The sequence below is a fragment of the Paraburkholderia domus genome, from assembly GCF_905220705.1.
Classification (GTDB): domain Bacteria; phylum Pseudomonadota; class Gammaproteobacteria; order Burkholderiales; family Burkholderiaceae; genus Paraburkholderia; species Paraburkholderia domus.
Genome location: NZ_CAJNAT010000003.1, coordinates 289,120 through 302,235, shown reverse-complemented (window position 1 = coordinate 302,235; position 13,116 = coordinate 289,120). Strand labels below are relative to the sequence as shown.

Sequence of the window (13,116 nt, the reverse complement as noted above, 5' to 3'; positions counted from 1 at the left end):
TTTGCAGACAGGCCGCGCCATCGAGCGCGGCCTTTTCAATTGCTGACCACCGCTACTCATCCGCTTCCAGCACCTGCATCGGATGCGCGGCCTTCATATCGTCGATAAACGCTTCGACGATATCCGTTCGATGCTGACGCGCCCGCGTGACCATATGAAACGCCACGCGGTAACGCATCTGTGCCGGATTTACCGCCGCGAGCAGACCTTGCTTCACGAAGGGCGCTGCGAAATGCCCTGGCAAATAGCCGAGATGATGCCCCGAGAGCACCAGCATCGCGACCGCTTCCATGTTGTCCGCCACGGCGGTCACGTTCTGCGGCGTGGTTGAACTTTCGGCTTCGGGGAGCGGATAACTGCGCCATGCCCATTCGTAAGCTGCGGCGTCAGCAGGCGACACCTCGCCCGCCTGAGCGAACAGCGGATGCCCCTTGGCGCAATAAGCGAACTGATCTTCGGCGAACACCTCGGTGTATTCGAGCGACGGCACGCGATGCCAGAAATAGCCGATGCCGATCTGAATCCGCCCATTCAGCAGCAGCTCTTCCAGCTCGCCCGGCGAGCGCACCAGCATCGAAAACCGCACCGATTGATCGCGCGCCCGAAACCGGCTGATTGCGTCGCTGATACGCGCGCTCGCCGACACCGGCGTATGGCCGATCATGCCGATATCGAGTGTGCCGACCAGCTTGCGGCCGACATTGCGCGCCTGCATGCCGAAGGTGTCGACGGCGGACAGCAGGGCGCGGGCTGCGTCGATAAATTGCTCGCCGCGCGCGGTCAGGCTGAAGCCGCCACGGCCGCGCTCGCATAGCCGGTAGCCGAGGCGCGTTTCCAGCGTGGCGAGTTGCGTGCTGATCGTCGACTGGCCGACGTTGAGCGTGGCCTGGGCCGGCGAGACGCCACCGGCGTCGACGATGGCGAGGAAGACGCGGATCAGCCGCAGGTCGAGATCGGTGAGTTGGGAGAACATACGTCAGGATACATCGCTATGAATCAATGTGAAGTTTATTCTGTTCGTATTTTAACTTGCGGGAAAGTGCTCAAGAATCCAGATTCGCTTGGCGAGGTGCGTTTTTTTATTGATCCCTCGGCCGGTTGCACCTCTTTTCTTACAGTCCCCTTTTCATTGCCGAGACACGATGAATACTTCTTCCTTCATTTCCCCCGATGCCGGTGAACGACCGCAACCGCTGTCCGGAAACGCAATGCCCCGTTGCGGCGGCATTGCGACGATGATGCGGCTGCCGAACGTCGGCTCGGCTGAAGGGTTCGACGCCTGCTTCGTCGGCGTGCCGTTCGATCTCGGCACCTCGAACCGCACGGGCGCGCGCTTCGGGCCGCGCCAGATCCGCAGCGAATCGGTGCTGCTGCGCCCTTACAACATGGCCACGCGCGCCGCGCCGTTCGATTCGCTGCGCGTGGCCGATCTCGGCGACGTCGCGATCAATCCGTACAACCTGCACGATTCGATCAAACGCATTGAAGCCGCGTACGACGAAATCCTCCAGCACAACTGCAAGCCGATCACGCTTGGCGGCGACCACACGATCGCGCTGCCGATTCTGCGAGCGATTCATCGCAAGCACGGCAAGGTCGGCCTGATTCACGTGGATGCGCACGCCGACGTCAACGACACGATGATGGGCGAGAAGATCGCGCATGGCACGCCGTTCCGCCGCGCGGTGGAAGAGGGCTTGCTCGATTGCGACCGCGTTGTGCAGATCGGTTTGCGTGGCACGGGTTACGCAGCCGAGGATTTCGACTGGTGCCGCGATCAGGGCTTCGAAGTCGTGCAGGCCGAGGCGTGCTGGAACCAGTCGCTGGTGCCCTTGATGGCGCGGGTGCGGGAACGCATGGGCGACGGTCCGGTGTACATCACGTTCGATATCGACGGTATCGATCCGGCGTTCGCGCCGGGTACGGGCACGCCGGAAATCGCCGGTTTGACGGTGCCGCAGGCGCTGGAAATCATTCGCGGCTCGCATGGGTTGAACATCGTCGGCTGCGACCTGGTTGAAGTAGCGCCGCCGTACGATCCGTTCGGCACGACCGCGCTGCTCGGCGCGAATCTCGCGTTCGAATTGCTGTGCGTGTTGCCGGGCGTCGAGTATCGGGCTTCGACGCGTTGAACTGCGGGTTGAACTGCGGGTTGAACTGCGGGTTGAACTGCGGGTTGAACTGATTAAGGTTCACGACGTATGAAAAGAAAAGGCCTGCAATTGAATTGCAGGCCTTTTCTACATTGCGATGATGCTCGCGCAGATTACGCGTAGGCAGTCTTTCGAGCCGACACCAACGCCAGATAGCACACCGCACCGATCGCCAGCGAGGGCAACGTAGCGCCCAGATTCGGCAGCCATTGATTGATCGCCTGATACGAGACGATCCCGATTGCCCACGCGATAAACGCGCTCAGATGCCAGCCGCCCGAGAAGCCGTAACGGCCGCGCAGATCGCCGAGCACAGCCGCTTCAATGCGACGCTTGCGCACGATGAAGTGATCCACGAGCACCACCCCGAACAGCGGCGCGAACACCGAGCCGATCAGCAGCAGGAAGTTCTGATACTTCGCCATCGGCACGAGCAACGCGATTGCCGTGCACAACGCGCCAAATGCCGCCGACAACAACGGCACGCTGCCGCGCGTCCAGAACGTGCCGGTCGAGACCGCAGCGGAGTGGATGTCGGCGAACGCGTTGTCCACTTCGTCGATCAGGATCAGCAGCAGGGCGAGGCCACCGCCCGCTTGGGCCAGCGCGCCGGTCAGCAGCGCATCGCCGCCGCCGGCCGCGAGACCGTAGATCGCGCCGAGTGCATAAAACCAGATGTTCGCAATGCCATAGCCGAGCAGCGTGCCGCGGAAGGTCTCGCCTGGACGTCGGCCGAAACGCGTGTAGTCGGAGATCAGCGGCAGCCACGAGAGCGGCATCGCGACCACCAGATCGATTGCGCCGCCGAACGACATCTCGCCGGTGCCAGGACGGCGCATCAGCGCGGCGAGATCATGCTTGGCCAGCAGATTCCACGAGAGCCACGCGGCGCCCGCCAGCAGCAGCCAGATGCCCCACGTGCGCAGAAAACGCCGCACGAACGACAGCGGGCCGCTGATCGCCAGCAGCGTCGCGAGCAAGCCGAAGATCACGGTCCAGATCAGCGGCATCGAGACACCGAAGGCCTGTTTGGCGAGCGCATCGGCGGAATCGCGCATCACGATCACTTCGAACGAGCCCCAGCCGACCAGTTGGATCGCGTTCATTACCGCCGGCACCGATGCGCCGCGCACGCCGAGCGTCGGGCGCAGCGAGGACATCGCCGCGAGGCCCGTATCCGTACCGATGATGCCGACCAGCGCGAGCAGCACCACGCCGATCACGCTGCCGATCACGATCGCCAGCAACGCATGCGGCAGCGACAGCCCCGGCACCAGCAGTGCGCCCGCCTGCGCGACCAGCAGGCCGATGCCGAGCGAGAACCAGAGCGCGAAAGCGTCGCCGGTGCGGAATGCGCGGCGCGCGTCGGGCACCGGCGTGAGCGGTGCGTAGGTGGAGCCGGCGTCGCCGGCGAGTGGATCTTGTGCCATCTAATCGTGTTCCTCTTGGTGTTGCTTGTACGTTCGCGTCTGAGTGCGGCGCCAGTGTTGCCGGCCAGACCGCGCGCGATGTTAGCCTGTCAGGCTGTCGGCGAGATTACGGGCTGATCGGCGCGCTCATCGCCCGAGCGCCGTCACTGTCATAATGCAGGACGCCGCCCGCACCCCTGCGTGCCGGCTTTGTTCATCCGGCAGCACGCCGCCTTCACACGGACCGCGTCCGGAAAAGCCGAGATTATCCCCAAAACGTCATGTTTGAAGAAACCCGTGCCAATGTTCCGCTCGCCGAACGCCTGCGGCCCCGCAATATCGACGAAGTGATCGGCCAGAAGCACCTGCTCGGCCCGAACAAGCCGCTGCGGGTCGCATTCGAATCCGGCGAAGCCCATTCGATGATCCTCTGGGGCCCGCCCGGCGTCGGCAAAACCACGCTCGCGCGGCTCATGGCCGACGCGTTTCATGCCGAGTTCATCGCGTTGTCGGCGGTGCTCTCGGGCGTGAAGGATATCCGCGAAGCCGTCGAGACCGCGCAGATTCATCGCGCGAACGGGCATCAGACGCTTGTGTTCGTCGACGAAGTGCATCGCTTCAACAAGAGCCAGCAGGACGCGTTCTTGCCGCACGTCGAGTCGGGGCTGTTCGTGTTTGTCGGCGCGACGACCGAGAATCCGTCGTTCGAGGTGAATAGCGCGTTGCTCTCGCGAGCCGCCGTCTATGTGCTGAAAAGCCTCACCGACGAAGAGCAGCGCGAACTGCTCGACCGCGCGCAGAAAGAACTCGGCGGCCTCACGTTCACTGACGAAGCCCGCGACGCCCTGATCGGTTCCGCCGACGGCGACGGCCGCAAGCTGCTGAACAACCTGGAAATCGTCGCGCGAGCGGCGGCCCAGCAGAAGAGCACTGAAATCGACGGCGCCTTGCTCGGCAGTGCGCTCGCCGAGAACCTGCGCCGCTTCGACAAAGGCGGCGACGCATTCTACGACCAGATCAGCGCACTGCATAAATCGGTGCGCGGCAGCAGCCCGGACGGCGCGCTGTACTGGTTCTGCCGCATGCTCGACGGCGGCGCGGACCCGCGCTATCTCGCACGGCGCATCGTGCGCATGGCGTGGGAAGACATCGGCCTCGCCGACCCGCGCGCGGCCCGCATCGCGCTCGACGCTTCCGAAACCTACGAACGCCTCGGCACACCCGAAGGCGAGCTGGCGCTGGCGCAGGCGATCATCTATCTGGCGGTCGCGCCGAAGTCGAACGCCGGGTACAACGCGTACAACGAGGCGCGCCGTTTCGTGAGCAAGGACCAGTCGCGCGGCGTGCCGGTGCATCTGCGCAACGCGCCGACCAAGCTGATGAAGGAACTCGGCTACGGTCACGAATATCGCTACGCGCACGACGAACCCGATGCCTATGCGGCCGGCGAGACCTATCTGCCGGACAACATGCGCGACCCGCATTGGTACGAGCCGACGCCGCGTGGTCTCGAAGGCAAGATCGGCGACAAGATGGCGCGTCTGGCCGAGCTTGATGCGCAGTGGCGCAGCGAGAACAAGCCTAAAAAGAGTTGAGCCTTTTCGTTTGTGCTGCCGCGGCCGTTTCAGAGGCCGTGTCGCCATTCCGCACGCCTTGACCATCTAACGCACCGGCCGCCCGCGCCGGTGCGCTAAAATCCCTGCTTCATACAACGAACACCCGCCCCATCCCATGCTCGACATTCAGCTGCTGCGCAAAGACCTCGACGGCGTCGCCAAGCGCCTCGCCGACCGCGGCTATACCCTCGACGTGGCGGCTTTCACCGCGCTCGAAGCGGAACGCCGCGACACCCAGACCCGTACCGAAGAGATGCAGGCGCGCCGCAACACCCTGTCGAAGCAGATCGGCGGGATGAAGGGGCGGGGCGAGGATACGTCGGCGCTGATGGCCGAAGTGGGCGGGATCGGCGACGAGATGAAGGCGTCGGCGGCCAAGCTGGACGATATCCAGAAGCGTTTGTCCGACCTGCTGCTCGGCGTGCCGAACCTGCCGCACGAGAGCGTGCCGATGGGTAAGGACGAAACCGGGAATGTCGAAGTGCGCCGCTGGGGTACGCCGCGTCAGTTCGATTTCGAGGTGAAGGATCACGTCGACGTCGGCACCCCGCTCGGCCTCGATTTCGAGACCGGCGCGAAACTGTCGGGCGCGCGTTTCACGTTGCTGCGCGGCCAGATTGCGCGGCTGCATCGCGCGCTGGCGCAGTTCATGATCGACACGCATACGCTGCACCACGGTTATACCGAGGTGTACACGCCGTACATCGTGAATCCGGAGATTCTGTACGGCACGGGCCAGCTTCCGAAATTCGCCGACGACATGTTCCGCGTCGAGAAGGGCGGTGACGAGAACACGGTTACCCAGTATCTGATTTCGACGTCGGAAATTTCGCTGACGAACACGGTGCGCGACAGCATCGTCGAAGCGGACACGTTGCCGATCAAGCTGACCGCGCATTCGCCGTGCTTCCGCTCGGAAGCGGGCTCGTATGGCCGCGACACGCGTGGCCTGATCCGCCAGCATCAGTTCGACAAGGTGGAAATGGTGCAGATCGTCGCGCCGGAAGCGTCGTATGACGCGCTGGAGCAGATGGTCGGTCATGCCGAGGCGATTCTGCAGAAGCTTGAATTGCCGTACCGCGTGATTACGCTGTGCACGGGCGATATGGGCTTCTCGGCTGCGAAGACGTATGACCTGGAAGTGTGGGTGCCTGCGCAGAATACGTATCGCGAGATTTCGAGCTGCTCGAATACGGAGTCGTTCCAGGCGCGCCGGATGCAGGCGCGTTTCCGGAATGCGCAAGGCAAGCCGGAGCTGGTGCATACGCTGAACGGTTCGGGGCTGGCGGTTGGCCGTACGCTCGTGGCGGTATTGGAGAATTTCCAGAACGCGGATGGTTCGGTGACGGTGCCGGTGGCGCTGCGTCCTTACCTCGGTGGAGTGGAGCGGCTGGAAGCGCCGGCGGCTTGATGCTGCTACCGATGGCCAAGTCTCTTTGAAATTTTTTTGACGAGGGGCTTGGAAATCGGATTCATCTGTTCTATAATCTTTCTCTCCCAAGCAACGACCCGCTTGGATCTGACTCAGAAGCAACCAAGTGGCCCCGTTGCTGTGAGTTGGAAGACCCGGAAAGGTGGCAGAGTGGTCGAATGCGCTGGACTCGAAATCCAGTGTACCTTTAGGGGTACCGTGAGTTCGAATCTCACCCTTTCCGCCAAATTTAAAAACCCCCGCAGAACGAAAGTTCTGCGGGGGTTTTGCTTTTTGGGCGGTTAAGTTGTGTTGTTCGGGAGACTGTGCCGCTAATTTAGGATCTGGCGATTGCGGGTGAGCGCGGCAAATGTTTTGCGTAAGCGAACGTTCGTGGCCGAACACAGCTGGATGACGACCGACTCAGTTCGACCTTTCCTAGCTTCATCTCTCACCAAAATTACGCGCCCCTCCTATAGAGCGCTTTCAACTGTGACAGCTCTTCCATAAATTTATTCTTAAGTTCCCGCGGCCCTACGATCTTCAAATTTGAACCGTATCCCAGCAGCTTCCGCGCGCCGTGCTCGATGGATTCAATGGGCATCAAAAACTCTTTCCATCCTGATGGCACCTCCGCACTACCGGCACCCTGCAAAACTGGAGCGGTTTTAATACGCGCGTTGACCAACCAATTCTCGCCGCGCGCCGACACGGCGATATGTGCTGTCAACCGACAAAGATCGGTCTCGTAGCGGTCTATGGCGTCGCGCCAGTGCTTCGCCAGGTCAAATCGCGCAGGACGCTTGAAACGGCGGCGGGAGGACTTGAATTCACTAATATTCGCTAGCCGAAAGGTCAGTGCGCCGGGCCTGCCCACCACCTTGGCAATCAGGTACCAGGTACCTCCCTTGAGCACCAAACCGAGCGACTCAAGTTCGCGGCGGGATAAACCATGCCAACTCTCATACTTCACTTCGATACGGTACGAGCTCCACACGGCATCGGCGACTTCACGCAGAAATAACGGCGTTTCTTGAGCACGGTACCAATCCACAGTGTCAATGTGCAGCCGGCTAGCGACACGATCAGCCTGCTCGCGTGAGTCCGGAGGCAGACTGGCAATCATCTTTAGCCGCGCAGAGGTTGCCATGCCGTTCAAGCCCAGTTCTGTCGCAGGCCCAGGCAAACCTGCCAGAAACAGCGCGTGCGCTTCGTGCTCCGTGAGCCCTGTGAGATCGGTACTCCAACCCTCGCGCAATTGAAATCCCCCGTTGCGACCTCGATCCGCCCAGATGGGCACGCCAGCAGTGGAGAGCTGATCGATATCGCGCAAGATCGTGCGCTCGGAAACCTCCAGTGCTTCAGCCAAAGCCGGTGCGGTCATACGCCCGCGCGCTTGCAGCATCATCATGATCGACAAAAGGCGGCTAGCTTTCATAAATGACACCTGACCTCAAATACATGACATAAGGTGTCATGTTAACGGACTTATTATCTGCCACATGCCTCCTCTGCTCGATCAATGCGAAGATCAAACATGGACAAGAGCATTGACGACAAGCAACTCAAGGTCATTGAACTACGCCAATACACCCTTCATCCCCACAAACGCGACGTGTTGATCGATCTGTTCGATCGTGAGTTTGCCGGGACACAAGATCAATTGAAGAGAGACAAATGAAAATAATTTCCGGACCCCTAAGCATGTTCGGCGCCAAGGTCGAGATTGCGGCGCACGAGAAGGGTATCGACTTCGAACTGGTGATGGCTCCGTTTGACCAGCTGCTCGGTTATGCCCCCAAACATCCAGACGTATTGCGCGTCAATCCGAAGCATCAGGTGCCGGTACTCATAGACGGCAACCTGGAGATTTTCGATTCCACGCAAATATTTGAGTATTTTGAAGACCTGAAGCCCAATCCCGCCTTATGGCCGGCGCATCCAGAGGCGCGCGCCATGGCGCGTCAGCTCGAACACTGCTGCGCTGAAATCTATTTTCCCCACATTGTCCGACTGATGGGACTTGAAGATGCGCCGGATGATCCTGCGGCGCAGACTGCGCGCAACGAAGCGTTGCAATATTATCGACGCATGGAACGAGTTCTTGCCAATCGAGAATTTCTGGCCGAGACCTATTCCTATGCCGACATTGCGTTTTACATGGCGCAGTTGTTCGGCGCGCGCAAGGGTGCGCCGATAACAGGAGAGACGCCCAACCTGCTGGCTTGGCGTGAACGGATGACAGCACGGCCTGCCGTGCGAAAAGTTGCCGGTGCTATGGCGGGATATCTTGCCTCGATTGGAAGTGCGGTCCCCGATTTTCTTCATGGACTTAACTAGCAGCCTGTTGAAAAAACGCGTGCCACCGTCATTCGAGCACGAGCGGTGAGGGAGACATCATGCGTTCGGTGCTGTCGTGACTTGCAGTCATTTCTGAGCGTCATACCCTCCGATCGTCGGCGATCTTCGCGAAGGTATCGAATGACTAAAACTGGCCGAAGATCGCCGCCCGGCCCTCCACAGCAGGCGACCGAGCAGTCGTAGCCGCCGCAAAAGGAGGCTTTACCTGGTAGCCCACCAACGCTCAGCCTCGTCGATGTAAGCGCATAGTGAGTCTGCAACTGCCATCGGTGACGTGCCGTCGTCGAATCTGAACCAGTGATCAGTATTCGGCCCAAGCGACCCGAGTCTATGACGCTGATTGGGATGTAGATCGTGCGCCGTGACCGTGGTCGCGGAAATGAATTTCCTCCAGTGGGTGGTGATACCCTCCACAGCGCACTGAGATAGCTCCACAACGAATCCTCCTCCGTGGCGATCGAACTGCACCGTCAACAGATCGATTCGATTATCCCGTTGCCGTCGAAAATGAGGCAAAGAACCTTTGAACCCTAGCTGGCGAAGTGCGGGAACAAAACGCGCTTTCAACGCGCCGTTCATTTCGTCGCGGCTCATCGGCATGTCCCGTCAGAAATATAATTCGAGCTGTTTGGGGCAGCCAGATTGCCGCCTTTTTTCGCCAGATTGTACGGTGCAACAGCATCGTCGAAAAAAAGTAATTAGCTCGCTAATGCACGTTGCATCTTCACGCGCTGTTTTAATTCTTCCGTGCCGTTGCCTGGTTCGATGATCTGCGATTCGGCCCAGGTTCCACTTGAGGTGAGGTCAAGCTTGTCAGCGATTCAAGTGTTGCCGTCGAACGTCTCCAACTGGCCGCGTGCTGCCTCATGCGAAGGGCATACGCAACCAGGGTCGCGCAAGTCTGTGCGCAAGAAGTTACCGGAAACGAGCGATTCCTCTATGGGGTGGTCATAGTGCCCCGCCCAAAAAACGGTAGCTCGGGAATAAAGGAAAGTCCGCCCAGGTATTGCAGGAGCGTGCCGCGTCCCCGCAACGAGGCTTGATGCCTCTCGTGGAACCGCACGAACTCCCCGCGCATGCCGCGTTACTTCGGCCAGCGTTGAGGTTATATCCACGCACCATGCTGGAGAATACGATGAAGACTCTGACTTTGATCCCTATTGCCGCATTGGCCTTATGCGCCACACTCGCCTATGCGGGTGACAACACTGATACATCCAGTACGGCATCCGACAGCAACGCCGCGATGACGTCGGATGCCGTGGGCGGCACGTCCGTCGGTGGCAGTGAAAGCGGTGCGCACCTCGGCAAGACTCGCGCGGAGGTCTATCAGGAATTGCTGCGGGCCCAGAAGGACGGCACATTGGATCGCTTGAATGCGCTCTATGGGGGCGGGGATTGAGCGAGCATGTGCCCGGGACGCAGTGCGGTGTTGCGCGCCGCGCTGCGTCCCGGGTGCTGACGAGGCTAATTCATCGGGAAATGCGCTTGCACTTCTGTCACGTGGAAAACAGTGACTTGATCGCGCTGGATGCGCTCGCACTAACATGCGCAAGGCGCGCGGGGGAGTGGTCGCCCCTCGGCTGTGTCTAGTGTGGGTTGAGAAGTCTCGGCGTGGATCCACTCTACTCGACCTTGACCCAGACCAGCACGGAAATGCTTTCCCTGCCAGTTATCGGGTTCTTGTCCGGCAGCGTCTTGATGTGCAAGTACTTGCCGTCGATTCTGAACTGACGCACCTGGGTCACTCCTGTCCACGACTGATTCCACGATGCATCAATATCATGACTGACCCTGTCGCCCTCTATGCTGTAGGTCCCCGCGTATGAGCTAAACCCGCTGTAGAGATCGACGCGCTCCGCCTCGGTTGGAACCAAATCGGTTGGCGCCTTTCGCCCTTCCTTGACCAGAATTGCGTACATCCGGCCGTCGGGACCATAGCTGAGATAACCGCTTGGGTGAGCGCCGAACAAATCGGTCTTCTGGCCCGTGGCCAGGTCTTCAGTCGTGAAGGACTGCAGCTTCCACGTTCCCAGGTGCGGACCGGTCCAGTTCTGTCGCTCTTGCTCCATAGCTTCCACCTTTCCAGGACAAGTACGTCGTGTGGACCGAAACTGAGTCAAGGTCTTGGATGACGCTGATTCCGGTATTCCGGATCCGATTTTGCATCCTCCGATTCTGTCGACACTACTCGCAATCGTTCACCAGAACAATCAGTCTCGCATGGCCGGAATCGTCCGCTTACGGGCAATTTCCGAGGTAGTTGCATAGCTCTGCATCTGGCCGCACTGAGCCCAACGACGACCGGCTCGCATCGTTACCCTGAACGGACGGTCTCCGGCAAATACCGAATGTCCCTTCATTCGCCGACAACGGACCATCAACTGAAGTCATCTCAGAGCTTGGACCGCTGACACGTCTGCCCCGACAGGCTGCGGAGAGGAACGTGGCGGCGATGCCACGTTCATCCAACTGCATTGATAACACCCGAACATCAATGCTTCAAAAAAATGCACTTATCGCGTAGATCCTTTTGCGTGAGTATCTGTACTCAAGATTCCAGCGACATTGGAACGAAAGTAAAACGAATCGGAGACACGACTATGCACAATGTACGGCGGAACTTGCGCTGCTAACGCGCTGCAAGACATTCCTGCGACCTGCCTTGTTGGGCCGTGCAGTTTTCCGCGGTCCAGCCGGTTCAGGCATCGGACAACATAAAGCACGCCAGAGCCCCGCCAAGCCGAACTCCAACGGCGTTACGGCCGCGTTTCACACCTGTCGCTTACGACCGAAGCGCGTCAGCAACGAGCGGCCTGTTTTCTTTTCTATCGCAATGACCTTCAGGAGACATTTCCATGCAAATCACCGGTATGTTACACGGCGCACGCCTGTTGCAATTCGTCGGATTCCCAGCGAGTGAGATCCTCGGTCCGAGCGCCAGCGAGGAGGAAATCAAGACGATGATCGATCGTCATCGTCAGATCTTCATCAAGCCGGTCTTCAAGGGCGGAGTCGGCAAGAAGGGCAAGGCGGGCCTGCTGGGCCGCGCGACCGATCTGAAGACAGCGCTGGCCGAAAAGGAACGGCTGTACTTCGCCGAGCACACGGTCGGGCACCTGAAAGCGAAGGCGAACGGCGTGACGTTCGAAGCTGGCGTCCCGGCCAAACACGAGGTCTACTTCTCGATCACTGATTCCACCCGCTTTCGCGCGCCGACCATGACGCTTTCGCACATGGGCGGCATGGACATCGAAGAGGTCGATCCGAAGCATGTGGCGATGGTGCCGTTCGATGCGCTGACCGGCCTGAAGGCGTTCGTCGTCGCGAATGCGCTTAGCGAGATCGGTGCGCCGAAGGAGATCATCTCGCCGCTGGTTCAGCAGTTGCCGAAACTCTGGGAGCTCTTTCACGACTTCGGCATGACTACGCTGGAACTGAATCCGATCCGCATGCGCGAGGACAAGAACGGACGCCTCACGCCGGTTGCCTGCGACTTCAAGTGCGGCTTCGATCGCGACGATCCGCGCTGGGCGCGTCTCGGATTGCCGCCTCACCTGTTCTCCGCGGATTACTCCGATTTCGAACAGGAGATCAATCAGCTTCGCACCCACCAGGGGCAGAGCGACGTGTACGTGATCAACGACAAGGGGACAATCCTCGCGCCGACCTTCGGAGGCGGCGCCAATTCGCTCGTGACTGAAATGCTCGGCGACGCCGCGATCATCTCGTCGGATTTCGGCGGCAATCCGCCTTACGCGAAGATGAAGGAAGTGGCCCGAATCTGCTTCAGGCACTGGCTCAAGCAATCGAATGTGCTTTTCATCATCGGCGGCAAGTCGAATAACACCGACATCTTCGAGACGCTGCGAGCGATGGCCGATGCTCTTCGCGAACACTTCAGCGAGCATGGGCCGACGCCGCTTTACGTGGTGCTCGGCCGCGGAGGGCCGAACCTCGTGCGAGGGATGGCCGCGCTGAGGGATACATGCGACTCGCTCGGCCTGCCGTACCGGCTGTTCGGATTCGATTCCGACATCAGTGAGGTCATCCAGTACGCACGGCAGGCGGATGCGTGGATGCGCGCCGGCGGCCGAGCCGAGATCGCAGCACGGATCGGCGCGCCCGCGACCGAAACCGAAACGGGTCAAGCCTGAGGAGAGCGA

Annotated in this window: 12 protein-coding genes and 1 tRNA gene; 8 read left to right on the top strand and 5 right to left on the bottom strand. The window is 60.2% G+C overall.

All coding sequences use genetic code 11. The annotated features are described in order from the left end of the window. Positions 1-52 precede the first annotated feature (52 nt). Positions 53-973 carry a LysR family transcriptional regulator gene (locus KHO31_RS09160; RefSeq protein WP_211623096.1) on the bottom strand — a complete coding sequence of 307 codons (921 nt, stop codon included), beginning with the start codon at positions 971-973 and terminating at the stop codon, positions 53-55. Positions 974-1,142: 169 nt separating this feature from the next. On the opposite strand from KHO31_RS09160, the gene speB reads away from it, so the two are divergent. Further along, positions 1,143-2,132: an agmatinase gene (speB, locus tag KHO31_RS09155; protein ID WP_211620847.1), complete on the top strand. Its 990-nt coding sequence runs from the start codon at positions 1,143-1,145 to the stop codon at positions 2,130-2,132. 134 nt (positions 2,133-2,266) lie between these two features. Here the strand turns inward: speB and cytX are convergent, their stop codons facing one another. Further along, positions 2,267-3,583, bottom strand: coding sequence for a putative hydroxymethylpyrimidine transporter CytX (cytX, locus tag KHO31_RS09150; protein WP_201074844.1), 1,317 nt, complete (start codon positions 3,581-3,583; stop codon positions 2,267-2,269). Positions 3,584-3,843: 260 nt separating this feature from the next. Here cytX and KHO31_RS09145 point away from each other — a divergent pair, with 260 nt between their 5' ends. The 3 genes from KHO31_RS09145 (at position 3,844) to KHO31_RS09135 (ending at position 6,836) form a co-directional block, all read left to right on the top strand. Beyond that, positions 3,844-5,157: a replication-associated recombination protein A gene (locus KHO31_RS09145; RefSeq protein ID WP_201074846.1), complete on the top strand. Its 1,314-nt coding sequence runs from the start codon at positions 3,844-3,846 to the stop codon at positions 5,155-5,157. A 136-nt stretch (positions 5,158-5,293) separates the two neighbouring features. Then, positions 5,294-6,589 carry a serine--tRNA ligase gene (serS, locus tag KHO31_RS09140; RefSeq protein ID WP_201074848.1) on the top strand — a complete coding sequence of 432 codons (1,296 nt, stop codon included), beginning with the start codon at positions 5,294-5,296 and terminating at the stop codon, positions 6,587-6,589. A gap of 157 nt (positions 6,590-6,746) precedes the next feature. Continuing rightward, positions 6,747-6,836 (top strand) — tRNA-Ser (locus KHO31_RS09135). A 213-nt stretch (positions 6,837-7,049) separates the two neighbouring features. Here KHO31_RS09135 and KHO31_RS09130 read toward each other — a convergent pair. Next, complete coding sequence (locus KHO31_RS09130) at positions 7,050-8,027, bottom strand: helix-turn-helix transcriptional regulator (RefSeq protein WP_211623094.1); 978 nt, start codon at positions 8,025-8,027, stop codon at positions 7,050-7,052. A 99-nt stretch (positions 8,028-8,126) separates the two neighbouring features. On the opposite strand from KHO31_RS09130, the gene KHO31_RS09125 reads away from it, so the two are divergent. Continuing rightward, positions 8,127-8,270 carry a hypothetical protein gene (locus KHO31_RS09125; RefSeq protein ID WP_201075222.1) on the top strand — a complete coding sequence of 48 codons (144 nt, stop codon included), beginning with the start codon at positions 8,127-8,129 and terminating at the stop codon, positions 8,268-8,270. Further along, the gene (locus KHO31_RS09120; RefSeq protein WP_201074852.1) at positions 8,267-8,929 is read left to right on the top strand and encodes a glutathione S-transferase family protein; all 663 of its coding nucleotides are present in this window, start codon (positions 8,267-8,269) and stop codon (positions 8,927-8,929) included. The genes KHO31_RS09125 and KHO31_RS09120 overlap by 4 nt, the downstream gene beginning before the upstream one ends. A 222-nt stretch (positions 8,930-9,151) precedes the next feature. Here the strand turns inward: KHO31_RS09120 and KHO31_RS09115 are convergent, their stop codons facing one another. Next, a complete protein-coding gene (locus KHO31_RS09115; RefSeq protein ID WP_201074853.1) occupies positions 9,152-9,544 on the bottom strand; it encodes a DUF4304 domain-containing protein in 393 nt (130 codons plus the stop codon). A gap of 541 nt (positions 9,545-10,085) precedes the next feature. Here KHO31_RS09115 and KHO31_RS09110 point away from each other — a divergent pair. Next, positions 10,086-10,352, top strand: coding sequence for a DUF4148 domain-containing protein (locus KHO31_RS09110; RefSeq protein ID WP_201074854.1), 267 nt, complete (start codon positions 10,086-10,088; stop codon positions 10,350-10,352). Between the two features lie 223 nt (positions 10,353-10,575). Here the strand turns inward: KHO31_RS09110 and KHO31_RS09105 are convergent, their stop codons facing one another. Then, complete coding sequence (locus KHO31_RS09105) at positions 10,576-11,022, bottom strand: lipocalin-like domain-containing protein (protein ID WP_201084861.1); 447 nt, start codon at positions 11,020-11,022, stop codon at positions 10,576-10,578. A gap of 786 nt (positions 11,023-11,808) precedes the next feature. On the opposite strand from KHO31_RS09105, the gene KHO31_RS09100 reads away from it, so the two are divergent. After that, complete coding sequence (locus tag KHO31_RS09100; protein ID WP_097393038.1) at positions 11,809-13,107, top strand: ATP-grasp domain-containing protein; 1,299 nt, start codon at positions 11,809-11,811, stop codon at positions 13,105-13,107. Positions 13,108-13,116 lie beyond the last annotated feature (9 nt).